Below are 22,525 nucleotides of genomic sequence, written 5' to 3'. Positions count from 1 at the left end.
GGTGGCAGGCCTGGAGGATGCGCTGAATATGGGAAGATAGGCGGTGTTCCTGACCCAGATCCAGAAGCACCAGCTCGCTGAGGCCCTGGATGACCATAAGGAGGTTATTGAATTGATGGGCCAGTCCGCCGACCACCCGGCACAGGGCCTCCCTTTTCCTGGCCTCCTGGAGTTGCAGCTCCATTTTTATCTGAGGAGTGATGTCCACCAGGATCTCCGCGATGCCCCGCAGGTATCCCCGGGTGTCGTACACCGGGGAGGCCAGAATTTTTTCGTAACGCTGGATTTTCTCATGGCGGTGGCGATGGATACATACCCGGGGTTGTCCGGTGGCCAGGATGCTCCTCAGGGGACATTCCCCGGGGCAGGGTTCTTCGAGTCCGTGGGAGAGGGTATAGCAGGGTACCGGAAGGGCTCCCTCGTACCGGTATTCTTTTCGGGCCGTACTGTTCATGTAACGTACGCGAAAGTCCGCATCGATCACCAGAAGGGGTGCGGCCTCCAGGGCCACCCGATAGGTTTCGGAGTCTTCTCGGAGGATAAACATAAATATCTAAAAATAAACCAAAAATAAACGAATATTGATTTGGCTCCTACTATAGAGGACTTTTTTCGGTTGACAAGGGGCGGAAAAGCCCTTTCAATTAGGGACATGTCGGCCCGGTCGCTGGTCCTTCTGGCCGGGGCTATATTCCTGGCCGGTTTCATCTTTTACGGGAGGCTTCTTTCGCGCTGGTTTGGGGTGGACGATCGGCGTCCCACCCCGGCCCATCGGTTGCGGGATGGTCTGGATTTCGTTCCCACCTCCACGCCGGTGCTTTTCGGGCATCATTTTGCCTCCATAGCCGGGGCCGGGCCCATCGTGGGTCCTATCCTGGCCGCCTCCTATGGATGGCTGGGGGTCTTCCTCTGGCTGGTCCTGGGAGCGGTCCTCGCCGGTGGGGTCCACGACATGGGTTCCATCATGGCCTCCCTGCGGCACGAGGGGCGTTCCATCGGGGAAATCCTGCGGCAGTATCTGGGGCCGGTGGCCCAGAAGGGGTTTCTGCTCTTTGCCGTAGCTACCCTGATCCTGGTGGTGGCTGCCTTTGATGTGATTGTGGCCAAGACCTTCGTGGCCTCTCCCCCGGTGGCCACCGCTTCCCTGGGTTTCCTCCTCCTGGCGGTGATCTTCGGAGTACTCTATTACCGGGTTCATCTTCCCTTGGGAGGCCTTACCCTTCTGGGGATCCTGGGGCTCCTTCTCTCCATCTGGGCCGGGTTCCGATGGCCCCTCCATCTCCCGGAAACCACCTGGAGACTCCTTCTCTTTGCCTATATCTTTGTGGCCGCAGTCTTTCCGGTATGGCTCCTGCTTCAGCCCCGCGATTACCTCAATGCCTTTCTCCTCTACGGTCTTCTCCTGGGGGCCTTCTGCGGCCTTCTCCTCCATCCTCCCAGGATAGAGCTTCCGGCCTTTACCGGTTTTTCCAACCAGTTAGGTCCCCTCTTTCCCATCCTGTTTGTGATCACCTCCTGCGGGGCCATCTCCGGTTTCCATTCCCTGGTGGGCTCCGGCACCACCGCCAGACAGGTGGCCCGGGAATCACAGGCCCGCTGGGTGGGCTACGGGGCCATGCTTCTCGAAGGGTTACTGGGCGTCATCTCCCTCTGTGCCGTGGTGGGTCTGAGTCTGACCGATTATCAGGGGCTCCTTCATACCCGGGGGCCCATCGCCACCTTTGCCACCGGGGTGGCGGGCTTCTTCTCCGCCCTGGGGATCCCTCCGGAAAAAGGACGGGCCTTTGCCGCCCTGGCGGTCTCGGCCTTCGCCCTCACCTCTCTGGACACCGCCACGCGCGTGGCCCGCTTTATGCTCGAGGAACTCTTCTCCCGGGAGGGGGAACATGTTTCCACCCCCCGGAGCCGGGTGGCCTTTACCCTTGTGGCGGTAGGGCTTTCCGCGGCTCTGGCCTTCTCCGGGGCCTGGCAAAAGATCTGGCCCCTCATGGGAGCGGCCAATCAACTTCTGGCGGCTCTTGCCCTTCTGGCCCTTACGGTGTGGTTGACCGTGTCCGGAAGACCGCGCGGGTTCACCCTCCTTCCGGCCCTCTTTATGCTGGCGGTTACCCTTACCGCTCTGGGGATCATCTTCCACCGAAACATGCGTTCCGGGCATCTCCTGCTCTCCGTCCTGGCCCTGCTGTTGCTGGGACTCACCCTCTTTCTTCTGGGCGTAACCCTGAAACGTACACCCCGGCCTCGGGAAAGATCCTAGGGAAGATCCAGCAACTTGTGTAGCTGAAGCTGGAATCTTACCGGCAGACGGTCCTGCAGGATGAGGCGGGCCAGTTTGGGAGGAGGCATCCTTCCCCAGGCCGGGGAGAGGAGGACCTGGGTAAAATAGGAAAGCCCCAGTTCCTGCACCTTCTCCCGGGCCCAGAGATAGTCTTCCTCGTCGGCGATGACGAACTTGATCTGATCCTTGCGATCCAGATAACGGAGGTTGGTATAGAGGTTGGCCCGGCTCATGCCCGAGGAGGGGGTTTTGAGATCCATGATCTTGACCACCTCCCGGGGGACCCGGGAAAGGGAGATACTGCCGTTGGTTTCCAGATAGATCCGGGCCCCTTCGGAAAGCAGGGCCTCCATCAAAGGATAGACCCCTTCCTGAAGCAGGGGTTCCCCTCCGGTAAGAAGCACCTCGCGCAGCCCGGAGGCCCGCCAGCGCTCAAGGATTTCCGTCAGGGTGAAAAGGGTACCGCTTTCGGGGGCTCGAGTTCCCGGGGTGTCGCACCAGGAGCAGGCCAGGTTGCAACCGGAAAGCCTCACCAGGAAAACCGGACACCCGGCGGCACTTCCCTCCCCCTGCAGGGTTACCAGGAGTTCGGCGACCCGGAGCAAATTAGTCCTCAAGATAACTGGCACAGGCCCTTTCGGTTTCGCACACCGTAACCCGATAGACCTTGACCGGTTTTCCGGCAAGTCGTTCCCGAAGCCGATCAAAGATATACCGGGCCAGGTTTTCCGAGGAGGGATTGAGTTCCCGAAAGGCCGGGAGTTCGTTGAGATTACGGTGATCGAGTTCGCCCAGGACCTCCCGCAGGGCCCTTTTGAGCTCCTTAAAATCGATGAGGATCCCGATGGAGTTGAGATCCCTGCCCCGTACCGCCACCTCCACCTTCCAGTTGTGTCCATGGAGATGCTCGCAGGCCCCTTCGTAGCCCCGGAGCTGGTGAGCGGCGGAAAATTCGTCTCTTACGGTAAGTTCGTACATCTTTCCTTAATGGAGGAATCTGAATAAAGTGACCAGGATGGTGAGAAAAGCGAACCCCGCCCCCATGAACCATTGCATAAAGTTTAGCCTTTTCTCCATGGCCTCGAAGCGCTTGTCCATTTCCCGCTGAAGAGCCTCAAAGCGTTTGTCCATGGCTTCAAAGCGAGCGTTCATCTCGCGGAGCATGGAGAGCTGGATCTCGCGCAGGGCCTTCAGTTCTTCCTCCACCCGGATGATTCTCTCCATGAGGGAAAGTTCCCGGGCCCGAAGTTCGTTCTCCTGGATAAATTTGGCCACGGCCTCGGAGACAAGCTTTTCTATCAGAGGCCTTAAGGCTTCCTCGGAGAACCCGGGGTTGGAAGCAGCGGACACTTTTTACCTCGCTCCTTAATGGAGGCGGCGCGGGGATTCGAACCCCGGATTCACGGCTTTGCAGGCCGTCGCCTTACCACTTGGCTACGCCGCCGTTCTAGCTTCTCCTATTTTACCATGGCGGCGGAGGGACTCGAACCCCCGACCTAGGACTTATGAGATCCCCGCTCTACCGCTGAGCTACGCCGCCAGCATCTACTATAATCTTTCAGGGGATGCCTCCTTTGTCAAGAGTCCGGAGTTAGGCTTAAATATAAGTTCTATGGAAGTAAAGAAGATCCTGGAAAAATCCACCCTGTTTCGGGGGCTTTCCGAGGAGGATCTTTCCCGGCTGGCGGGGATAGCCCTGCTTCGTTCCTATGATAAGGGCGGGGTGATTTTTTCCGCCGAGGAGGAGGCCCGGGGGTTTTATCTGGTGGCGGAGGGAATGGTTAAGATTTATAGGCTCTCGGCCCGGGGACGCCAGCAGACCCTGCATATCCTGGGGCCCGGAGAGGCCTTTGCCGAAGCGGCCCTCTTTTCCGGTTCCCGATATCCGGCCTGGGCCGAGGCCCTCACCCCGGCCCGGGTCCTCTTTTTCCCCCGGGAGGCCTTTCTGGACCTCATTCGCCGACGCCCGGAGCTGGCCCTCAATATGCTCGCCCTCCTCTCCCTGCGTCTCCGGACCATGGCCGCACTGGTGGATTCCCTGTCCTTAAAGGAGGTCCCGGAACGCTTGGCGGCCTATCTTCTCTATCTTTTGGAACATCGGGGGCCGGAGTTCGAGCTGGAGATCCCTAAAGGCGAACTGGCCGCTCTTTTGGGGACCGTGCCCGAGACCCTCTCCCGGGTGCTTTCCCGCTTCTCCGAGGAGGGGCTCATCCAGGTTTCCGGCCGACAGATAAGGATTCTGGATCAGGAGGGATTGCGTCGAATTGGGCGGGGATAGATACCTGGTTCTCCCCCGGCGACTTTCTCGCATGAGGGAGGTCCTGGAAAAACGTCAGAGGGATCTGGTCCTTTTCATGGACCGGGTCCGCAACGAACACAATTTCTCTGCTCTCATCCGCACGGCCGAAGCGGTGGGCATCCTGCGCATCTTTTACGGATATCCGGATCCGAAGGGTCCGCCGATCAACGAGGCGGTAACCCTGGGGGCCCATCGCTGGGTCTTTCTGGAAAGGGTGGAGGATCCGGTGGAGAAACTCCGGGAATTTCTTCGGGATGGATATCAGGTGGTGGTAACCTGGCTCGGGGCCGGAACCCGCGACTTCCGCGAGGTGGACTATACCCGCCCCACGGTGATCGTGGTGGGGAACGAAGTGGAAGGGGTCTCGCCAGAGCTGCTTCCCCTGGCCACCCACCGGATCATGATCCCTATGATGGGGATGGTCCGGAGTCTCAACGTTTCCGTGGCTACCGGGATCATCCTCTATGAGGCCTTTCGCCAGCGTGAGGCCGCGGGCCTCTACGAACGCCCTCAACTTACCCGGAAAGAGATGGAGGCCATCCTGAAAAAATGGGCCTACGAGGACATCATCACCCAGCGCCGAGGTTAGTTTTGACAAATTTAAAGTTCAAGTTTAATTTTTTCGCATGTATGTTCCTCGCCTTCTTAAAAGGGCCGTGGATGAAGCGGTAAAGAATTTTCCTGCGGTCCTCATCACCGGCCCCCGTCAGTCGGGAAAGACCACCTTTCTTCTCCGGGAATTCGGAGATCGCTATGCTTATCTCAGCTTTGATGATCCCCTGGAAAGAGAGTTCGCGCTTTCCGATCCCCGGGGCTTTCTCTCCCGTTTTCGGGATAAAAGCCTCATTCTGGACGAAGTCCAGTATGTTCCCCCACTTTTTCCCTACCTCAAAATGGAAATAGATCGTAAACGCCATCTTTCCGGACGTTTTCTCCTTACCGGATCCCAACAGTTTCAACTCATGAGTCAGATTACCGAATCCCTTGCCGGGCGTGTGGCCCTCCTGGAACTGCTCCCCTTTTCCTTTTCCGAGATTAAAGATCTGTTCCCCCGGAGAACGCTCGAGGAATACCTCTGGCTCGGAGGGTATCCAGAGGTCGCGTTATATCCCGAAAAGAGGGAGCTCTGGGTTCGTTCTTATCTTCAGACCTATCTGGAAAGAGATGTGCGCCAGCTGCAAAATATCCGCGAGCTAAAACTTTTTGAGACTTTTATCCGGCTTCTCGCCGCTCTCCACGGCCAGGAATTGAACTACAGTCGTTTAGCCGCGGAGGTGGGAGTGAGTGTACCCACGATAAAGAGCTGGATCTCGGTGCTTGAGGCCTCCTACATTGTCTATCTTCTGCCTCCGTTTTATCGCAATCTCCGCAAGAGGGTAGTCAAGAGACCCCGGCTCTATTTCCTGGATAGTGCCTTGGTCTGTACCCTTACCCGCTTACCCTCTCCGGAGACGGCTCTTTCCGGTCCCCTGGGAGGTCCCCTCTTTGAGGGTTGGGTGGTCTGTGAGGCCCTAAAACTCATGGCCCACTGGGGCCTTTCCCCCGATCTTTATTACTTCCGCACCCGCCAGGGTTTGGAGGTGGACCTGATCCTTCCCCTTCAGGGAAAGCTTTATCCGGTGGAAATCAAACTCACGGCTACCCCGACGCCCAGGCACTGGGAACCCTTAAAAAAATTCAGGGAACTTGCGGGAAAGGAAGCCGGGGAGGGGGTATTGGTCTGCCAGGTGGAGGAGAGAAGGCTCCTTCCTCAGGGAAATCTGGCCCTGCCCTGGTTTGAGTTTCCCCTCTGGCTTGAGGATAAACTCCGTTCAGGATAGGGCCTCGGCCTCGTCGTCCAGATAGAAGACCTCGAGCTCCAGTCCCTCCCTTTCCAGCTCCGCTACCAGACGATCCACCTGATGGGCCCGGGCGGGGTTCCCCTCGGAATGTACCGGGAGCCTGAGGGCCGCCCTGGGGGGTCGATAAGAATAAACCTCCACCTCCAGACGGAAGTCCGCAGGCAGGCCGGGAAGCCTTTCCCTGAAAAACCTTTTGAGGAAAAGCCGCAGGTCTTTGGCCGAACGGAAGGTTTTCATCCCTAAAGGATTTACAGGAGCGGGATTTTTTAGTAAAGCCTTGAGGGATAACACCTTGCGGAGGGGAAGAGATGAGAAAGGCGGTGTTGGTCCTGGTCCTAGGGTTTTTGTGCTTGGGAATGAAGGGATGGGCCGCGGAAACCACCCCTCCCGGGGAAAGACTCCTGCGCCTCCATCTCACCGGAAGGGTGCTGGATACCCACAAAGAGCCGGTGGATGAGGCCGAAATCCGTCTCCTGCTCAACGGAAAGCCCCTCACCTTCCGTAAAGGCCGACACGGGCATGAAGAGCTGGAAAGCCTGGAGACCGAGGCCGATGGTTCTTTTCAGGTGGTGGCCGAGGTGCCGGAGGAAGCCTTCCGTAAGGGAAAACTGGTGGTGGAGATCTACAAGAGCAGTTTCCGGCCCGTGGAACTGGAGATAGAGCCCTCGGAATGGGCCGTGCACGGGCAGGATCTCTTCGTGGTCAAGAACGTGATCCTCAAGCGGTATCCTGGCCCGGCCTTCTGGATCTCGACCGTGGTCTTCATTCTGGCTTACGTGCTCATAAGTTTCGAACTCCTCCACCGTACCGTGGCCGCCATGCTGGGGGCTGCTCTGATGCTCGCTGTCACCTACACCCTGGGCATCTGGGATCCGGCCTTTCACATCATTTCATACGAGCGGGCCATCGCCGCCATCGATATGAACGTGATCTTTCTCCTTATGGGTATGATGATCATTGTGGGGGTGCTCAAGCGCACCGGGATCTTTCAGTGGTGTGCGTACAAGAGCTATCAGCTGGCCCGGGGGAACGTATTCCTCCTTTGTGTGATCCTTTCCACCTTTACAGCGGTTACCTCGGCCTTTCTGGATAACGTTACCACCATGCTGCTCCTTACCCCGGTGACCATTGAGATCGCCCTCTCCCTAGGGATCTCCCCTCTGGTCCTTCTCATTCCCGAGATCCTGGCCTCCAACATCGGGGGCACCGCCACCCTCATCGGTGACCCTCCGAACATCATGATCGGTTCCTACGCCGGGCTTACCTTCATGCAGTTCGTGGAGAACCTCGGGCCGGTGGTGGCCCTTTCCATGGTGGCCCTTTTCTTTTTTTCCCGCTTGGTCTATGGGAAGGATTACGCCCGGGCCAGGGTGGAGGACGTGGAGGCCTTTATCGCCAAACTTCGCGAGGAATATCGTATCACCGACGGTACCCTGCTTGCCGTGGGGCTGATCATCATGACCGTGGTGATCTTTTTCTTCATTACCCACGGGATCTTTCATATGGAGGTTTCGGTAGCCGCGCTCTTCGGGGCCTCCCTTCTCTTTACCTACGCCCTGGTAACCAAAAAGGTGGATCTCCTGGAGGTGGTGGAAAAAGACATCGAATGGACCACGCTTCTCTTTTTCATGTTCCTTTTCATCCTGGTGGGTTCGGTGGAGGAGACCGGGCTTCTGGATATGGTGGCCGATGGGGTTTACAGGCTTTCCCAGGGTTCCCTTACCGTGGCCACCTGTCTTATCCTGTGGGTGGCGGCCATCATGAGTGCTTTTGTGGATAATATTCCCTTTACCGCCACCATGCTTCCCATCACCGCCTATCTGAGCCGGGTCATCCCGGGGGCCGAGACGCATGTCCTGTGGTGGGCCCTGGCCCTGGGAGCCTGTTTCGGCGGTAACGGCACCATGATCGGAGCCAGTGCCAATGTGGTGACCCTGGGAATCGCCGAGGCCGCCGGGCATCGAATCAAATTCTTCGAGTACATGAAGGTGGGATTCATTTATATGCTCATAAGTGTGGCCATAGCCAACGTATGGCTTCTGATCTTCTATTAATTCCTGGCAGGAGGACAAAAATGCCCCAGAGGTTTTTGCCTCATCTGGCCAAGCCCATGGTTCCCCTGGGCAAGGATGGATCTTCGGAGATGCTCCTGGATTTTCTGGTGTGCATGCTTCGGGAGATGCCTCCCGGACTGGTGGAGAAGATCTATCTGGTCCATGTGGTCTCGGATGATGCCCTGAAGAAGGCCCTGGGTCGGGACCTGCGTCTGGAGGCCCTCCTGGAGGAAAGCGGCCTGTTGCGGGACCTTTACGAAAAATATCTTGAGAAGGAGGCCCGGCCCTTTCTGGCTCAGGCCGAAGAACGTCTGCGGAGGGATCTTCCGGAGGTGGCGGTGGAGAGGGTCATTCTGCGCGGCCACCCTCCGCGAGAACTGGTGCTCTGGGCCAACCGCGAGGGGATAAAGGCGGAGATCATCGCCCGTCGGGCCCGGTCCCATCTGGCGGAGCTGGTGCTGGGAAGCTGTACTCACGCCCTTTTGCATCGTCCGGGCGAACATTCCACCTATGTGGTGGGGCGCCTTTTTGCGGAGAAGGCTCACTGCCGCGATCCGCGATTCCTGGTGTGTCTGGATGGGTCCCCCTATGCCCGCAAGGCCCTGGAGGAGGCTGCCGGGCTGGGGTTGCTCTGGGAACCCCGGGAGATCGTACTTTTCTATGTGGTGGAAATCCTTTCGGTCCTGGAAAAGAAGATCCGTTCCGAAGAGGCCGAGGCGGTGCTTGCCGAGGCCGAACAATTCCTGCGGGATCTGGGTCTCAAGACCCGTATCCTCACCAAAAGGGTTTCCGGGGATCCGGCGGAGGAGATCGTGCGGGAGGCCGAGGCCGGGGGTTACGATCTGGTCTTTATGGGTCGTCGAGGGAGGGGGTATCTCAAGGAGGTCCTGGTGGGGAGTGTTTCCGAACGGGTGATCCACCGGGTTGTTTCGCCCACCGTGGTGGTAGTAAATAGAACTTAACCATCCCAAAACAGGTACAATTACCCCAGATGGCCGATTTTGGTAAAAAATTCCGTTTGACAGGAGGACCAAAAGTTGCTAAGAGACTCTGAGATAAAGAGGAGTTGAAACGGAACTAAGTTTCGGAGGCGGATAGATGGAGTGGTCTATTATTCTTTTTATTTTCACTCTGTTGATCGGTATTATTTCGCCGGTGTCCGGAGTGGGGGGAGGAGTGCTTTTTGTTCCTCTTTCCACCATTATTTTTCCCTTTCATGTAGATTTTATTCGAGGCGCCGGTCTGGTAATGGCGGTGACCTCGGCCCTTTCTTCGGTCCCCTACCTTACCAAGATCGGGCTGGCCAACATTCGTATCTTCGCCCTTATGGCTCCGGTGATGATCATCACCTCGGTGGTGGGGGGCATCATCGGTCTTAAGGTGACCAGCGCCTTTCCCGGTGGGAAGTACTACATCGAGATCATGCTGGGAGCCATTATCCTGCTGGTCTTTGCGGTAATGATGCTTTCGAAGCGTCTGGAGTTTCCGGAGGTGCGCGACGAAGAGGTGGACGGGTGGTCCCGGGCCCTGGGGCTCCGGGGAGAGTGGTTCGAGCCTTCCCTGGGGCGTATTGTACGCTTTCAGGTAAAGAACACCCCTCTCTCTCTGGTGGTTTTTGCCATTATCGGGTTCGTGGCCGGGATGTTCGGTCTGGGAGCCGGGTGGGCCAACGTGCCGGTGCTGAACATGCTTATGGGGGCTCCCATCAAGGTAGCCACCGCCACCAGTATGCTCATCATCACCGCCAACGCCCCGGCCATCGGGATCTATCTTACCAAGGGAGCCATCCTTCCCTCCATCGTAATTCCGGCGGTGGTGGGCATTACCATCGGGGCCCGGATCGGGGCCAAGGTGGCGGAGATCATCAAACCGGTCTTTGTGCGCTGGATGGTGCTGGCCATCCTCTTTCTGGCCGGCTTTATGAACGTGATCAAAGGCTTGCAGGGCCTGGGCGTCATTCCACACATTATTCCGGGGGCGTAGCCATGGCTGAGGAACGCAAGATTCAGGTGGACGAGATGGGGTTGGTTTTCGGGAAGACCATGATCATCTTTACGGTGTTGGGTGTGATCATGATGGTCATTCCGGCCATTCTCTATTTCCTGGGGATCCGGCCCTATATCCCTCTGGCCGAGGTCAGTAAATACTGGACCGGTTCGGCGGCGGAGTTCTGGCGTCAGGTAAAGGGCTTTGAGGTCCACGGTTACGGCTGGATCTTCAAGAATCTGGGATACATGGACACCCTGAGCATGCTGGGAGTGCTCCTTCTCATGATCACCCCGCTCATCAGTATGCTGGCGGCGGTTTTTAAGGCTCCCAGCCTCACCTACCGGATCCTCCTTTTGGTGGGAGCAGCGGAATTCATCATCTCCCTTCTCTTTAAGACCAAATAGATCCCCAAATTTTTGGTTGTTTAAGCCTTCCTCCCTGTGCTATCATAGGCAGGGAGGGTTTTTATTCGGCGGCGTTTTGATGAACACTTAATAACCGCCCTGCTGGCCATCCTTATCGGCCTCATCGGAGGCTGGGGGGCTATTGCCTTCCGGTTTCTGATCAAGTTCTTTCAGGAATTTTTCTATCGTCATTCCCAGGACTTTATCTATTTCTATCGAGAGGTGCCTTTCTGGGAGAAGCTCCTCTTCCCGGCCCTGGCCGGTCTGGTGGTAGGGCCCATCATTCATTTCTGGGCCCGGGAGGCCAAAGGACACGGGGTGCCGGAGATCATGGAAGCCCTGGTAGTGCGGGGGGGACGTATTCGGGCCCGCCTCACGGTTCTTCAGATGCTGGTTTCGGCTATCTGTATCGGTTCCGGAAGTTCGGTGGGGCGCGAAGGACCCATCGTGATGATCGGTTCCTCGGCCGGCTCCATGGTGGGGCAACTCCTACGGGTTCCTCAGGAACGTCTGCGGACTTTTGTGGGCTGTGGAGCCGCGGCCGGGATCGCAGCCACCTTCAATGCCCCCATCGCCGGGGTGCTTTTCGCCGTGGAGATCCTGCTTTCGGATTTTCGTCTGGAACGTTTCAGTCCCATCGTGCTTTCCTCGGTTACCGCCACCACGGTGGCCCGTAAATATCTGGGGGATTTCCCGGCCCTCAAGGCCCCCTCTTATTCTCTGGTAAGCCTCCACGAATATTCCTTTTATCTTCTTCTGGGAGTGATAGCTGGATTAATCGGAGTACTCTTTATCGAGGTCCTTTACCGCTCGGAGGACCTCTTTGCCCGGCTCCCCCTTCCCGAGTATCTGCATCCCTTTATCGGGGGGCTTATTATGGGCGGATTTCTGGTGGGGGTGCCCTATGTTTTCGGAGTGGGCTACGGTACGGTACGGTCAACCAGGCCCTTTTAGGGCAGCTTCCAGCCAAACTGCTTTTTGCCTTGATTTTTCTGAAAATCCTGGCTACCTCGATAGTCCTGGGAGCCGGGCACTCCGGGGGAGTGTTTGCTCCCTCCCTTTACATCGGGGCCATGACCGGAGGCTTTGTGGGATCGGTGGTCCATGCCCTGTTTCCCTCCCTTACCGCTTCTCCTGGGGCTTACGCTCTGGTGGGGATGGGGGCCGTGGTGGCCGCCACCACCCACGGCCCCATCACCGCCATCCTCATCATCTTCGAGCTCACCGGGGACTATAGCATCATCCTCCCTCTCATGCTCTCCTGCATCGTATCCACCTTTATTTCCACTTATCTCAAGAGGGGCTCCATCTATACCATAAAACTTGAGCGCCGCGGGCTTTCCCTGCGGCGAGGATGGGAGGAGACCCTGCTTAAGAGCGCCAGGGTGAAGGAGATCATGCACCGGGATTTCCCCTCCGTTCCGGAGGATCTACCCCGGGAGAAGATCCTGAGTGTATTCGAAAGGGCCCCTCATTCCTATATCCTGGTGCTGGATTCCCGGGGAGAACTCTCGGGCCTTATCTCCTTCCACGATCTGCGACGGGTGCTCTTTTCGGAAAAACCCTTTACCGCCCGGGATATCGCCACCCGGAAGGTGGTTACCGTAACCCCGGAGGATGATCTCTTTACCGCCCTTTCGCGCATGGCCCGTCTGGGGGTTTCTCAATTGCCGGTGGTGGCCACGGAGGGGTCCCGGAGGGTGGTGGGGATGATCTCGCTCAAGGACATTATGGCCTTTCAGGAGAGGGAACTGGCCAAACGGTATCTTCCCGGGGTCAGGGAGACATGAAGCGTTCCAGATCCTTCCGGTGCCCGGCCAGATAGAGGAGATCCCCTTTTTCGATGGTATAGTCCGCCGCCGGAAAAAGATGCATGTGCTCGGAGAACCCCTTTTTCACCCCCAGGACATGGACCCGATAATGGCGACGAAGGTCGAGCTCCTTGAGGCTCTTCCCCAGGAACTCCTCCGGGGCGGGGATCTCGGCGATATAGAAATCCGGCAGCAGGGGCAGGAAATCCAGGAGATTGGGCATGACCAGGGATCGAGCCAGGCGCACCGCGGAATCCCTTTCCGGGATGATGACCTGATGGGCTCCCACCAGAGAGAGGATCTTGCCCTCGGTTTCGTTCTGGGCCTTGGCCAGGATGCGAGGGACCCCCATCTCCCGCAGATAAAGGGTGACCAGCACGCTCTGGGATAGGGTCCCTATGGCCACCACCGCGGCGTCCACCTTATGGAACCCCAGATGTTCCAGGGTTTCCTTCTGGGTGGCGTCCCCAACCACGGCGTAGGAGACCTCTTCGGCTACCGCCTGAACGGCCTTTTCCGAGCGGTCCAGGGCCAGCACCTCCTGCCCTTCCTTGGCCAGGGTGCGGGCGAGATAACTTCCGAAACGTCCCAGACCTATGATTCCGAAACGTTTGCGAGCCATATCCTACCCCAGAAGGACTTCTTCCTGAGCATAATAAAAGGTTTTGGACCGGGCGGGAAGCCCGCTCAAAAGCATGGCCAGGGAGAGGACTCCCACCCTTCCGGTGAACATGGTGAGGATGAGCACCCCTTTGGCCGGCGTGGAGAGATGGGGGGTTATGCCGGTGGAAAGCCCCACCGTGCCCAGGGCGGAAAAGACTTCGAAGAGGTGGGCCAGGAACTCCGAGCCGGAGTTAAGGAAGGGGCGGTGCGGGGGCAGGGAGATGAGGAAGAACTGGGCGGTAAAGATGACCAGGAGATAGAGTCCCACCAGGGTGAGGGCCTTGGTAACCTGGGAGTCGGGAATGGTGCGTCCGAAGACGGAGGTGCGGGAAAACCCTCGCAGCCGGCTCCACACCGTGGCGGCAAGCACCCCGAAGGTGGTGGTTTTGATGCCTCCCCCGGTGGATCCCGGGCAGGCCCCCACCAGCATGAGAAAGAGCAGGAAATAAAGGGAAGGCACGCTCAGATACCGGATATCCAGAAAGGAAAAACCAGCGGTGCGCGGGGTGACCGAAAGGAAGACGGCCTGGAGGATCCGGAGAGGAGCGGGAAATTCCCGCAGGGCCCCTTCGTTTTCCAGCCACAGAAAGACCAGGGCCCCGATGAGTACCAGGAGGAGATGAATGAGGAGGGTGAGCTTGAAATGTAGCGACCAGGAGCGATTCTTTTGGCGGAAGCGGTGTACCCCCTCAAAGACGATGGGGAAGCCGGTATTACCGGCCAGGATAGCCAGCATCAGGATCAGGGGAAAGAAATAACTCCGGGCAAAGGGCTCCAGTCCTCCGGGAAGGTCGGAAAAACCGGCATTACAGAAGGCGGAGACGGCGTGAAACAGGGCATGAAAGAGGGCTGAGGGCCAGGAGTAATACCGGGCCAGAAAGGGGAAGAGAAGGAGGGTAACCAGAAACTCTACCACCATGGTGTAAAAGAGGATGGTAAGGATGAGGCTGGAGAGGCGCCCCCCCCGACGCCCCCAGAAGCTTTCCCGCAGGATGAGGCGTTCCTCGATGGGGATACGGCGTCCGCGCAGCAGGAAGAACATGGAATAAAAGGTCATGACCCCCAATCCCCCGAGCTGAATCAGGATCAGGATGACCACTTTGCCGGGCAGGGTAAAGGCCGAGGCGGTATCCACCACCGTCAATCCGGTAACACAAACCGCTGAAGTGGCGGTGAAGAGGGCATCGATGAAGGCCAGTCCATCCTGATGCATCCAGGGCAGTGACAGGAGGATGGTGCCCAGGATTATGGCTCCGGCAAAGGAGGAGACCAGGTAAAGGGTGGGCTTGAGAGGGGAGGACATGGGGACGGGTCAGGTGCGCAGAGTACGATAGAAGCGTTTTATTTCCTCGAGTTTCCGGGCTGCGGCCCCGGACTCCAGGATCTCCCGGGCCAGGGCCACTCCGCCTTTAAGATCCAGGGTCTTTTCGGCGGCGTAAAGGGCGGCTCCGGCGTTGAGAAGCACCATGTCCCGGCGGGGGCCGGTGTCGCGACCGGTCAGGAGGTCTTCGATAATGCGGGCGTTTTCCCGGGCATCTCCCCCCTTCAGGGCTTCGGGGTCCTCGCAGAGTTCCAGCCCCACGTCCGGGGGATCCACGTAGTAAGTGGTGATGCGTCCCTCCCGGAGTTCGGAGACCTTGGTTGAACCGGTGACCGTGAATTCGTCGTAGCCTCCTTCCCCGAAGACCACTAAGGCCCGGCGACAGCCCAGGGCGTCCAGAGCAAAGGCCATCTTTTCGGTGAGCAGGAAGTCGAAGACCCCCAGGATCTGGGTATCGGCTCCGGCCGGGTTGCAGAGGGGGCCCAGGAGATTGAAGATGGTACGAAAGCCCAGTTCCCGTCGTGGTTCCATGACCGTCCGGAGGGCCGGATGGTGAGCCGGGGCGAAGAGGAAACAAAAACCCACTTCCTCCAGGGCCCGGGCCGAAAGTTCGGGAGGAACCTCCACCGGGATTCCGAGGGCCTCGATCACGTCCGCGCTTCCGGATCGGCTGGTCACAGACCGGTTCCCGTGTTTGGCTACCGGGACTCCCGCGGCAGCCACCACCAGGGCCGCAGCGGTGGAGACATTGAAGGTGCCCTTGGCGTCGCCCCCGGTGCCACAGGTGTCAACCACCGGGGGAGAAACCCCATGGGGCACCCGCACCATACGCTCCCTCAGGGCCCGGGCCGCTCCGGCCACCTCGCGCCAGCTCTCCCCGCGCATACGCCAGGCCGTAAGCAGGGCCCCTATCTGAGCCGGGGTGGCCTGCCCCTCCACGAGCAGCCCCACCAGCTCCATGGTTTCTTCTTCCGAGAGTTCCTGCCCCTCTACCAGTTTCTTTAAATAGGGCTTGAGGGTTTCCATGCCTTAACCCTGTCTTTAGACCTCTGCCAAGGGCATTTTACCTCTGGGGTCCGGAGAAACAAGTCCGAAATCCAGAGATTGCGAAGGAGGCCTCACGGTGCTAAGAAAGAACAAAAAGAGCGGGGAGGAAGAGAAATGGGTAAAAAAGTGGTCGTTATCGGGGCGGTGGCCTGCGGGCCCAAGGCCGCCTGTCGGGCCAAGCGCCTGGATCCCAGCCTGGAGATAACCCTCATAGATAAAGATAACCTCATCTCCTACGGGGGCTGCGGTATTCCGTATTATGTTTCCGGGGACATTCCCGACGAGAATCATCTGCGGGAGACCTCCTTTCACATGCTGCGCGACGAGGCCTTTTTCGAGAACGCCAAGGCCATTGATCGGGTGCTTACCCGGACCCTGGCCACCGAGGTGGATCGGCAACGCAAGGTGGTAAAGGTAAAGCACTTGGACTCGGGAGAGGAGGAAGAGATCCCCTATGACTACCTGGTCCTGGCTACCGGTTCCACGCCCTTCGTGCCCCCCATTCCCGGACGCGACCTCGAGGGGGTATTTACCGTTTCCGATCTGCACAAGGCCATAGAGATCAAACAGCGCCTGGCCAAAGGAGAGGTGGAACGGGCGGTGATTATCGGGGCCGGACCTATCGGGCTGGAGATGGCCGAGGCCTTCGCCGATCTCTGGGGGGTGAAGACCACGGTGCTGGAGTACTTCGATCAGGTGCTCCCCCGGCTTATTGATAAGCCTCTCGCCCGTATGGTGGAGCATCACCTGCGGGAAAAGGGGGTGGAGGTGGTGGTGAACGCCCGGATCAAGGAAATCCGGGGCAAGGACGGTCGGGTTACCGAGGTGGTGGAGGAGAAAGGGACTTACCCCGCAGATATCGTAATCTTTGCCACCGGGGTAAGACCCAACGTGGAACTGGCCCGCAAGGCCGGGCTTCTGGTGAACATGGGGATTGTGGTGAACGATCGGATGCAGACCTCGGACCCCACTATCTATGCCGGGGGAGACTGTGTGGAGATTCCGCATCTGGTTCTGGGAAAGAGGGTGGTCATGCCCCTCGGGTCGCTGGCCAATCGGGAGGGGCGGGTCATCGGAGACAATCTGGCCGGGCGTCCCACCCGTTTCCCGGGTACGGTGGGAGCGTTTATCATGAAATGCTTCGATCTGGCCATCGGGGCCTGCGGGATCTCGCTTTCCGTGGCCCGGGCCGAGGGCTTTGATGCGGACTATGCCTTGAACAACCAGACCGAGCGGGCCCATTACTATCCCGGTGCGGAATTCATCTTTGTGGAGCTGGTTTTTGATCGGCGCACCCGGCGGGTGCTGGGCTTTCAATCGGTGGGTCCCAATACCGACGGGACGCTCGCCCGGATCCATGCCATCTCCTCCCTCCTTCCCCATCGGCCCACGGTGGAGGATCTGATCCAGCTGGAACTGGCCTATGCTCCGCCCTATAATTCGGCTCTGGATCCCATCCATGATGTAGCCCATACCGCCGAGAATCTTCTTACCGGCCTTCTGGTCCAGATAGACTGGGAGGAGGTTCTCCGGCGTTTGCGCGAAGGGGATCCGAACACGGTTTTTGTGGATACGCGTCATCCCCGGGAGGCCGAACCCCTGGTCAAGAAATATCCCGGACGCTGGATCCATGTGGAGTACGACAAGGTGCGGCGCGAGATGGATCGAATCCCGCGGGATAAGGACGTGATCCTCATCTGCAATTCCAGTCGTCGAGCTTATGAGGCCCAGCGATGGCTCACCGCCGCCGGATATACCCGAACCTTCGTGCCTCCGGGAGGGCTCAACTTCCTGCGGCGCTGGGGAGTGGAGCTTTAATCCATGAAGTTCCTCTATATCGGTCTGGGAGGAGGGATGGGGGCAGTGTGCCGTTATCTGGTGAGCGGCTGGTTTCTCCGCTTCGGGGCGGGTTTCCCCCTGGGAACCCTGGCTGTGAACATCCTGGGGTCCTTCGTCCTGGGCTTTTTCATGGAACTGGCCACCCAGACCCTCCTCGTTTCCCCGGAAGCGCGTCTGCTGGTGGCGGTGGGATTTCTGGGGTCCTTTACCACCTTCTCCACCTTCGCTTACGAAACGCACCAACTCCTGCGGGAAGGAGAATGGTTATTTACCTTTTTGAATATAGTGCTTAGTATAGGCCTGGGGTTGACCGGGGTCCGGCTGGGAGAGGTCCTGGTCCGATATCTGGTGCGATGAACGGACGCTGTGTTCTTTTATCTATTTATGTGGATGAGGACGAAAAGATAGGCCGGAAACCGCTCTATCGGGCTATTCTGGATTTCCTCTGGGAACGGGATATTCACGGTCTGACCATGTTTAAGGGGGTTTATGGTTACGGTCCGGACAAGAAGATTCATACCGGTCGTCTCCTGCGGGCGGCAGAGAATCTTCCCCTGAAGATAGAGGTGGTGGAAACCCGGGAAAAGGTGGAGGAGTTGCTCCCGGAACTGGAAAAAATTCTCACCCGGGGTATGATCACGGTCACGGATCTTTATCTCATCTGCCACAAGAAACCGCCCTGCGAGAGATGATTAGGGAAGAATTCGAGAGATGATTAAGGCTGTAAGGGGTTTTAAGGATCTTTTGCCGGAGGAAGCCGGGGTCTTCAGGTGGCTTGAGGAACAGGCCCGGGAGATCCTGCGGCGTCACGGATTTTCCGAGATTCGGCTCCCCATCCTGGAGCGCACGGAGCTTTTTGCGCGAAGCATCGGCGAGTCCACGGATATCGTGGAGAAGGAGATGTACACCTTTCAGGATCGCAGCGGGGACAGTCTCACCCTTCGTCCGGAGGCCACCGCCGGGGTGGTTCGGGCCTTTATCGAACACGGGTTATATAGTCGTCCCAAGCCTTTAAAGCTCTTTACCATCGGGCCCATGTTTCGCCATGAAAGGCCGCAGAAGGGGCGTCTGCGCCAGTTCCATCAGATAGACGTGGAGGTCTTCGGGGCGGCCTCGGCCGGGATGGATGCGGAGCTGGTGGCTCTGGCCCTGGGGATTCTCCGGGCCGGAGGAGCGAGGGAGCTGCGTCTGGAGATCAATTCCCTGGGGTGTCCGGGGTGCCGTGCCCCTTACCGGGAGACCCTGCGCGAGTTTCTTTTTTCGCGTCGGGAACGCCTCTGTGAGGATTGTCGAAGACGGACGGAACGCAACCCTCTCCGGGCCCTGGATTGTAAGCGGGAGGGGTGTCAGAAGGAATACCAGGAGGCCCCCGTGCTTTCCGCCTTTCTCTGCGAGGATTGCCGACGGCATTACCAGCATTTTAAAACCTATCTCCAGGAGGGTGGGATCGTCTTTACCGAGAATCCCCGGCTGGTACGGGGGCTGGATTATTACACCCGTACCATCTTTGAGATCAAGGCCGCGGGGCTAGGGGCCCAGGACACGGTGGCTGCCGGTGGGCGTTACGATGGGCTGGTTTCCGCTCTCGGAGGGCCGGAGACCCCGGCGGTGGGTTTTGCCATCGGAATGGAACGCTGGTCGCTTGTGGCCCGCGGGGCCCCCAAAGAAGGGACAGCACCGGATCTGTTCATTGCTCCGCTGGGAGAAGAGGCCCGGCGCTGGGCCTTCCGTCTGGCCGCGCTTTTGCGGGAGAGAGGGCTTAAGGTGGAATCCGATTACGAGGGGCGCAGTCTTAAGGCCCTCCTGCGCCAGGCCGACCGTCTCTCCGCAAGGTGGGCCCTTATTCTGGGAGAACAGGAACTGCAGGAACAACGCGCCCTGCTCAAGGACCTGACCTCCGGCACCCAGCTTTCCCTGCCCTTTCGGGATCTGGAGGATCTGCTCAACCGCGTCCTGATCGAGATCCTTTTCTGATGCCGGAAGCCCTTATCCTTTTCACCGCTGCCTTCGTGCATGGTCTGGCCGGATTCGCTTTCGCCCTGCTGGCGGTGCCCTTTCTTTCCTTCTTTCAGCCCCTGGTCCTGGTGGTTCCCCTGGTGGCCCTTTTCGGGTTCACCCTTAATGCCATCATGCTCTGGTGGATGCGGCGGGATTTCCGGATCCGTCCGGTGGCGGGTTTACTTCTGGGAGCCCTTCCGGGGGTCTTTCTGGGGGCCAAAGCCCTGGGATTTTTCCCGGAACGTATTCCCCGTCTGATCCTGGCGGTAACCGTTTCCGGCTACGCCCTGTGGGAGATCTTTCATCCCGGCTCCACCCGGGGGCGAATTTCCCCTGCCTGGGGACCGATCTTCGGACTGGCCGCGGGGTTCCTGGGAGGTCTCCTCAATACACCGGGGCCTCCGGTGGTTATTTACGTTAGCCTTCTGGAAATGCAGAAAGACGCCCTGAAGAGCGCCCTGCAGGGGACCTTTCTCCTTCTGGTGGGAGGCGTGATTCTGGCCCACGGTCTTTACGGAAACCTTACCCCTGCGGTCTGGCACCTCTACGGCCGCTATCTGCCCGCGGTACTGGCCGGGATGATTCTGGGCCAGATCCTTTATTTTCGACTGGGAGAACGTTCTTACCGGCGTTTAGTCCATTTTTTGCTCTTACTTTCTGCCGGTGCATCTCTTATCAGGTCTTTTTGAGCGCTCTTGCCGAGAGGGGGCAATCGGGATAGATTGGGTTAAAAGCCGCTAGGGGAGAGGGATTGAAGGTCAAACACTGGATGGTGAAAGAAGTGGTCACCGTTTCCCCGGAGGCCACCCTGGAGGAAGCTATTCAGCTCATGAAGCGGCACGCTATAAGACACCTTCCGGTCACCCGGGGCGATAGGCTTCTGGGGCTGGTTACCGAGAGCAGCATTCGTCAGTATGCTCGTCCGGAGGAGTTGAGCCGGATGGTGCGGGAGGTGATGATCCTCAATCCCATCACCGTTTCTCCGGAAGCCACGGTGGACGAGGCGGCCCGGTTGATCTATCGCTACAAGATCGGGGGCCTTCCGGTGGTGGAGAACCATCGGCTGGTGGGGATCATCACCATCACCGATCTACTGGAGGCCTTTATCGAGTTGATGGGGTTGTTGCGATCCAGCTCCAGGCTGGACGTTATTCCCCGGGAGCCGGAGGGTCTGGATGAGGTCCTGGACATCATCCGGCAGTACGGAGGCCGGGTCATCTCCATCGGAATGGATGTAAGCCCCGGAGGGGAGAAGATCTATTACATCCGTCTGGAGAAGTTACCGGTAGAGCCCCTGGCCTCGGCGCTGGAGGTCTCGGGGCATCGAGTAATCTCCATAGTGGATTAGGAGGGGGAGATGGGAGAGTTTAAGGTCCAGAAGAGTATTGAGGAGATCAACGAGAAGATTCGCCGGGGAGAGGCGGTGGTGGTTACCGCCGAGGAGATGGTTCGGATAGTGAAGGAGGTCGGTCCGGTGGAGGCGGCGCGGGAGGTGGACGTGGTCACCACCGGGACCTTCTCTCCCATGTGTTCCTCCGGGGCCTTTATCAATTTCGGGCACCCTGTTCCCACCATCAAGGCCTATCGGGTCTGGTTGAACGGGGTTCCGGCCTATGCGGGGCTGGCGGCGGTGGATATCTACATCGGGGCCACGGAGCCGGCCGAAGATGACCCCCTGAACAAGGTCTTCCCCGGGGAGTTTCGTTACGGCGGAGGGCACGTGATCCACGATCTGGTGGCCGGAAAGAAGGTGCATCTCCGGGCCATTGCTTACGGTACCCATTGTTATCCCCGTAAGGAATACGAGACCGAGATCACCCTCAAGGATCTGCCCTATGCCGTGCTCTGCAATCCCCGGAATGCTTACCAGAATTATAACTGTGCGATCAACCTCTCGGAAAAGACCCTTTACACCTATATGGGGATTCTGAGGCCGCATGCTGGAAACGCCAATTATGCCACCGCCGGGCAGCTCTCTCCCCTTCTCAAGGATCCCTATCTCAAGACCATCGGCATAGGCACGCGCATCTTTCTGGGGGGAGCCAAGGGGTATGTAATCTATGCCGGCACCCAGCACAACATGAACGTAAAACGTACGGACAAAGGGGTACCCTTTACCCCGGCGGCCACCCTCATGGTCCTGGGGAATCTCAAGGAGATGGACCCCCGCTGGGTGGTGGGGACCAGTCATCTGGGCTACGGCTGTTCCATGGCCGTGGGGCTGGGTATCCCCATTCCCATCCTCAACGAAGAGGTGGCCCGTTACGCGGGGCTTAGCGACGAGGAGATCTTTACCCAGATAGTGGATTACGCCTACGATTATCCCAACGGGATCAAGCGCAACTACGGGGTGGTAAGTTACGCGGAGCTTAAGAGCGGAAAGATCAAGGTCCTGGACAAGGAAGTGCCTACGGTGCCTATTTCAAGCTATGTGCGGGCCCGGGAGATCGCGGAGATCCTGAAGGGCTGGATCAAGCGCGGGGAGATGCTTCTTACCGAGCCGGTGGCCCCTATTCCCGGAGCGGAGCTCTTTCCTTTCCGGCCCAGGAAACAGTGATCCCCGAGGCCCTGGAGAGGATCCTGCGTTCTTTTCCGGCGGTGGCGGTGGCCCTTTCCGGGGGGGTGGACAGTGGGGTGCTGGCCGCTGCGGCGGTGCGCATCCTGGGGCCGGAAAGGGTGAGGACCCTTACCGCGGTAGGGCCCATCTTTCCCTCCGGGGAAGGGCAATGGGCCCGCCGGACGGCGGATCTCCTGGGGACGGATCACCGGGAGATCTTCTTTGATCCCCTGGGTCTTCCGGCCTTTCTTCAGAATCCTCCGGACCGATGCTATTACTGTAAACGCGAGCTTCTGGTCCGTTTTCGGGAGGAAGCCGGGGGGTGGGTTCTCTGCGACGGTACCCAGGCCGATGACCTGCGAACCGATCGTCCGGGGCTCAGGGCCCTGCGGGAACTCGGAGTAAGGAGTCCGCTGGCTGAGGC

At 58.7% G+C, this 22,525-nt stretch carries 26 protein-coding genes and 2 tRNA genes; 18 read left to right on the top strand and 10 right to left on the bottom strand.

Annotated features, from left to right (window positions below; genetic code table 11):
* Positions 1-547, bottom strand: a 547-nt coding sequence (locus F8J34_RS06535; protein WP_297057361.1) for a PAS domain-containing protein, incomplete at its 3' end; no start/stop codon positions are given.
* A 105-nt stretch (positions 548-652) separates the two neighbouring features.
* Here F8J34_RS06535 and F8J34_RS06530 point away from each other — a divergent pair.
* Complete coding sequence (locus F8J34_RS06530; RefSeq protein ID WP_297057358.1) at positions 653-2,257, top strand: carbon starvation protein A; 1,605 nt, start codon at positions 653-655, stop codon at positions 2,255-2,257.
* Here F8J34_RS06530 and F8J34_RS06525 read toward each other — a convergent pair.
* The 5 genes from F8J34_RS06525 to F8J34_RS06505 form a co-directional block, all read right to left on the bottom strand.
* Positions 2,254-2,883: a radical SAM protein gene (locus F8J34_RS06525; protein WP_297057356.1), complete on the bottom strand. Its 630-nt coding sequence runs from the start codon at positions 2,881-2,883 to the stop codon at positions 2,254-2,256. The two genes, F8J34_RS06530 and F8J34_RS06525, sit on opposite strands and share 4 nt — an antisense overlap.
* Position 2,884: 1 nt before the next feature.
* Entirely contained in the window at positions 2,885-3,256 is a 372-nt protein-coding gene (queD, locus tag F8J34_RS06520) for a 6-carboxytetrahydropterin synthase QueD (RefSeq protein WP_297057353.1), read from the bottom strand.
* Positions 3,257-3,262: 6 nt separating this feature from the next.
* Complete coding sequence (locus F8J34_RS06515; protein WP_297057349.1) at positions 3,263-3,628, bottom strand: hypothetical protein; 366 nt, start codon at positions 3,626-3,628, stop codon at positions 3,263-3,265.
* A 19-nt stretch (positions 3,629-3,647) separates the two neighbouring features.
* Positions 3,648-3,722, bottom strand: a tRNA-Cys gene (locus F8J34_RS06510).
* 24 nt (positions 3,723-3,746) lie between these two features.
* Positions 3,747-3,818 (bottom strand) — tRNA-Met (locus F8J34_RS06505).
* 72 nt (positions 3,819-3,890) lie between these two features.
* Here F8J34_RS06505 and F8J34_RS06500 point away from each other — a divergent pair.
* Genes F8J34_RS06500 through F8J34_RS06490 form a run of 3 tightly spaced genes read left to right on the top strand, consistent with a single transcriptional unit; the run spans position 3,891 to position 6,397 of the window.
* Complete coding sequence (locus F8J34_RS06500; RefSeq protein ID WP_297057347.1) at positions 3,891-4,556, top strand: Crp/Fnr family transcriptional regulator; 666 nt, start codon at positions 3,891-3,893, stop codon at positions 4,554-4,556.
* Complete coding sequence (locus tag F8J34_RS06495; RefSeq protein WP_297057344.1) at positions 4,543-5,166, top strand: TrmH family RNA methyltransferase; 624 nt, start codon at positions 4,543-4,545, stop codon at positions 5,164-5,166. The genes F8J34_RS06500 and F8J34_RS06495 overlap by 14 nt, the downstream gene beginning before the upstream one ends.
* A 37-nt stretch (positions 5,167-5,203) precedes the next feature.
* Positions 5,204-6,397 carry an ATP-binding protein gene (locus F8J34_RS06490; protein WP_297057341.1) on the top strand — a complete coding sequence of 398 codons (1,194 nt, stop codon included), beginning with the start codon at positions 5,204-5,206 and terminating at the stop codon, positions 6,395-6,397.
* Here the strand turns inward: F8J34_RS06490 and F8J34_RS06485 are convergent.
* Positions 6,389-6,655, bottom strand: coding sequence for a hypothetical protein (locus F8J34_RS06485; RefSeq protein WP_297057339.1), 267 nt, complete (start codon positions 6,653-6,655; stop codon positions 6,389-6,391). The two genes, F8J34_RS06490 and F8J34_RS06485, sit on opposite strands and share 9 nt — an antisense overlap.
* Positions 6,656-6,726: 71 nt before the next feature.
* On the opposite strand from F8J34_RS06485, the gene F8J34_RS06480 reads away from it, so the two are divergent.
* The 6 genes from F8J34_RS06480 (at position 6,727) to F8J34_RS06455 (ending at position 12,655) form a co-directional block, all read left to right on the top strand.
* On the top strand, positions 6,727-8,472 hold the full coding sequence (locus F8J34_RS06480) for an ArsB/NhaD family transporter (protein ID WP_297057336.1): 1,746 nt from the start codon (positions 6,727-6,729) through the stop codon (positions 8,470-8,472).
* Positions 8,473-8,492: 20 nt separating this feature from the next.
* Positions 8,493-9,434 carry a universal stress protein gene (locus F8J34_RS06475; RefSeq protein WP_297057334.1) on the top strand — a complete coding sequence of 314 codons (942 nt, stop codon included), beginning with the start codon at positions 8,493-8,495 and terminating at the stop codon, positions 9,432-9,434.
* 136 nt (positions 9,435-9,570) lie between these two features.
* Positions 9,571-10,455 (top strand): sulfite exporter TauE/SafE family protein, encoded by an 885-nt coding sequence (locus tag F8J34_RS06470; protein WP_297057331.1) that lies wholly within the window; start codon positions 9,571-9,573, stop codon positions 10,453-10,455.
* 2 nt (positions 10,456-10,457) lie between these two features.
* Positions 10,458-10,865: a hypothetical protein gene (locus F8J34_RS06465; protein WP_297057329.1), complete on the top strand. Its 408-nt coding sequence runs from the start codon at positions 10,458-10,460 to the stop codon at positions 10,863-10,865.
* A 222-nt stretch (positions 10,866-11,087) separates the two neighbouring features.
* A complete protein-coding gene (locus tag F8J34_RS06460) occupies positions 11,088-11,819 on the top strand; it encodes a chloride channel protein (protein ID WP_297057326.1) in 732 nt (243 codons plus the stop codon).
* Between the two features lie 29 nt (positions 11,820-11,848).
* Positions 11,849-12,655 (top strand): chloride channel protein, encoded by an 807-nt coding sequence (locus F8J34_RS06455; RefSeq protein WP_363315430.1) that lies wholly within the window; start codon positions 11,849-11,851, stop codon positions 12,653-12,655.
* Here the strand turns inward: F8J34_RS06455 and F8J34_RS06450 are convergent.
* Genes F8J34_RS06450 through trpD form a run of 3 tightly spaced genes read right to left on the bottom strand, consistent with a single transcriptional unit; the run spans position 12,642 to position 15,686 of the window.
* Positions 12,642-13,298, bottom strand: a complete 657-nt coding sequence (locus F8J34_RS06450; protein ID WP_297057324.1) for a TrkA family potassium uptake protein — start codon at positions 13,296-13,298, stop codon at positions 12,642-12,644. The two genes, F8J34_RS06455 and F8J34_RS06450, sit on opposite strands and share 14 nt — an antisense overlap.
* A gap of 3 nt (positions 13,299-13,301) precedes the next feature.
* Positions 13,302-14,642: a TrkH family potassium uptake protein gene (locus tag F8J34_RS06445; RefSeq protein ID WP_297057321.1), complete on the bottom strand. Its 1,341-nt coding sequence runs from the start codon at positions 14,640-14,642 to the stop codon at positions 13,302-13,304.
* A gap of 9 nt (positions 14,643-14,651) precedes the next feature.
* The gene (gene trpD / locus F8J34_RS06440) at positions 14,652-15,686 is read right to left on the bottom strand and encodes an anthranilate phosphoribosyltransferase (protein WP_297057318.1); all 1,035 of its coding nucleotides are present in this window, start codon (positions 15,684-15,686) and stop codon (positions 14,652-14,654) included.
* A gap of 135 nt (positions 15,687-15,821) precedes the next feature.
* Here trpD and F8J34_RS06435 point away from each other — a divergent pair, with 135 nt between their 5' ends.
* The 8 genes from F8J34_RS06435 to F8J34_RS06400 form a co-directional block, all read left to right on the top strand.
* Positions 15,822-17,525, top strand: a complete 1,704-nt coding sequence (locus F8J34_RS06435; protein WP_297057316.1) for an FAD-dependent oxidoreductase — start codon at positions 15,822-15,824, stop codon at positions 17,523-17,525.
* A 3-nt stretch (positions 17,526-17,528) separates the two neighbouring features.
* On the top strand, positions 17,529-17,903 hold the full coding sequence (gene crcB, locus F8J34_RS06430; protein ID WP_297057314.1) for a fluoride efflux transporter CrcB: 375 nt from the start codon (positions 17,529-17,531) through the stop codon (positions 17,901-17,903).
* Positions 17,900-18,238: a DUF190 domain-containing protein gene (locus F8J34_RS06425; protein ID WP_297057311.1), complete on the top strand. Its 339-nt coding sequence runs from the start codon at positions 17,900-17,902 to the stop codon at positions 18,236-18,238. Before crcB ends, F8J34_RS06425 begins: the two co-directional genes overlap by 4 nt.
* Before the next feature lie 19 nt (positions 18,239-18,257).
* Entirely contained in the window at positions 18,258-19,520 is a 1,263-nt protein-coding gene (hisS, locus tag F8J34_RS06420) for a histidine--tRNA ligase (RefSeq protein WP_297057309.1), read from the top strand.
* Complete coding sequence (locus tag F8J34_RS06415; protein WP_297057307.1) at positions 19,520-20,233, top strand: sulfite exporter TauE/SafE family protein; 714 nt, start codon at positions 19,520-19,522, stop codon at positions 20,231-20,233. Before hisS ends, F8J34_RS06415 begins: the two co-directional genes overlap by 1 nt.
* Before the next feature lie 62 nt (positions 20,234-20,295).
* The gene (locus F8J34_RS06410; protein WP_297057305.1) at positions 20,296-20,892 is read left to right on the top strand and encodes a CBS domain-containing protein; all 597 of its coding nucleotides are present in this window, start codon (positions 20,296-20,298) and stop codon (positions 20,890-20,892) included.
* Positions 20,893-20,901: 9 nt separating this feature from the next.
* Entirely contained in the window at positions 20,902-22,101 is a 1,200-nt protein-coding gene (locus F8J34_RS06405; RefSeq protein WP_297057303.1) for a homocysteine biosynthesis protein, read from the top strand.
* Positions 22,098-22,525, top strand: a 428-nt coding sequence (locus tag F8J34_RS06400; protein WP_297057302.1) for an asparagine synthase-related protein, incomplete at its 3' end; no start/stop codon positions are given. The genes F8J34_RS06405 and F8J34_RS06400, both read left to right, overlap by 4 nt.

Origin of the sequence: Thermosulfurimonas sp. (assembly GCF_015491435.1) — a bacterium.
Taxonomy (GTDB): Bacteria; Desulfobacterota; Thermodesulfobacteria; order Thermodesulfobacteriales; family Thermodesulfobacteriaceae; genus Thermosulfurimonas_A.
This window is presented reverse-complemented; position numbering and strand designations above follow the sequence as displayed.

Bases quoted from the DNA above. Each gene is read 5' to 3' on its own strand.
- F8J34_RS06530 (WP_297057358.1), top strand. From the start codon at position 653: ATGTCGGCCCGGTCGCTGGTCCTTCTGGCCGGGGCTATATTCCTGGCC.
- queD (WP_297057353.1), bottom strand. From the start codon at position 3,256: ATGTACGAACTTACCGTAAGAGACGAATTTTCCGCCGCTCACCAGCTC.
- F8J34_RS06500 (WP_297057347.1), top strand. From the start codon at position 3,891: ATGGAAGTAAAGAAGATCCTGGAAAAATCCACCCTGTTTCGGGGGCTT.
- F8J34_RS06490 (WP_297057341.1), top strand. From the start codon at position 5,204: ATGTATGTTCCTCGCCTTCTTAAAAGGGCCGTGGATGAAGCGGTAAAG.
- F8J34_RS06485 (WP_297057339.1), bottom strand. From the start codon at position 6,655: ATGAAAACCTTCCGTTCGGCCAAAGACCTGCGGCTTTTCCTCAAAAGG.
- F8J34_RS06480 (WP_297057336.1), top strand. From the start codon at position 6,727: ATGAGAAAGGCGGTGTTGGTCCTGGTCCTAGGGTTTTTGTGCTTGGGA.
- F8J34_RS06475 (WP_297057334.1), top strand. From the start codon at position 8,493: ATGCCCCAGAGGTTTTTGCCTCATCTGGCCAAGCCCATGGTTCCCCTG.
- F8J34_RS06470 (WP_297057331.1), top strand. From the start codon at position 9,571: ATGGAGTGGTCTATTATTCTTTTTATTTTCACTCTGTTGATCGGTATT.
- F8J34_RS06465 (WP_297057329.1), top strand. From the start codon at position 10,458: ATGGCTGAGGAACGCAAGATTCAGGTGGACGAGATGGGGTTGGTTTTC.
- F8J34_RS06450 (WP_297057324.1), bottom strand. From the start codon at position 13,298: ATGGCTCGCAAACGTTTCGGAATCATAGGTCTGGGACGTTTCGGAAGT.
- F8J34_RS06445 (WP_297057321.1), bottom strand. From the start codon at position 14,642: ATGTCCTCCCCTCTCAAGCCCACCCTTTACCTGGTCTCCTCCTTTGCC.
- trpD (WP_297057318.1), bottom strand. From the start codon at position 15,686: ATGGAAACCCTCAAGCCCTATTTAAAGAAACTGGTAGAGGGGCAGGAA.
- F8J34_RS06435 (WP_297057316.1), top strand. From the start codon at position 15,822: ATGGGTAAAAAAGTGGTCGTTATCGGGGCGGTGGCCTGCGGGCCCAAG.
- crcB (WP_297057314.1), top strand. From the start codon at position 17,529: ATGAAGTTCCTCTATATCGGTCTGGGAGGAGGGATGGGGGCAGTGTGC.
- F8J34_RS06425 (WP_297057311.1), top strand. From the start codon at position 17,900: ATGAACGGACGCTGTGTTCTTTTATCTATTTATGTGGATGAGGACGAA.
- hisS (WP_297057309.1), top strand. From the start codon at position 18,258: ATGATTAAGGCTGTAAGGGGTTTTAAGGATCTTTTGCCGGAGGAAGCC.
- F8J34_RS06415 (WP_297057307.1), top strand. From the start codon at position 19,520: ATGCCGGAAGCCCTTATCCTTTTCACCGCTGCCTTCGTGCATGGTCTG.
- F8J34_RS06405 (WP_297057303.1), top strand. From the start codon at position 20,902: ATGGGAGAGTTTAAGGTCCAGAAGAGTATTGAGGAGATCAACGAGAAG.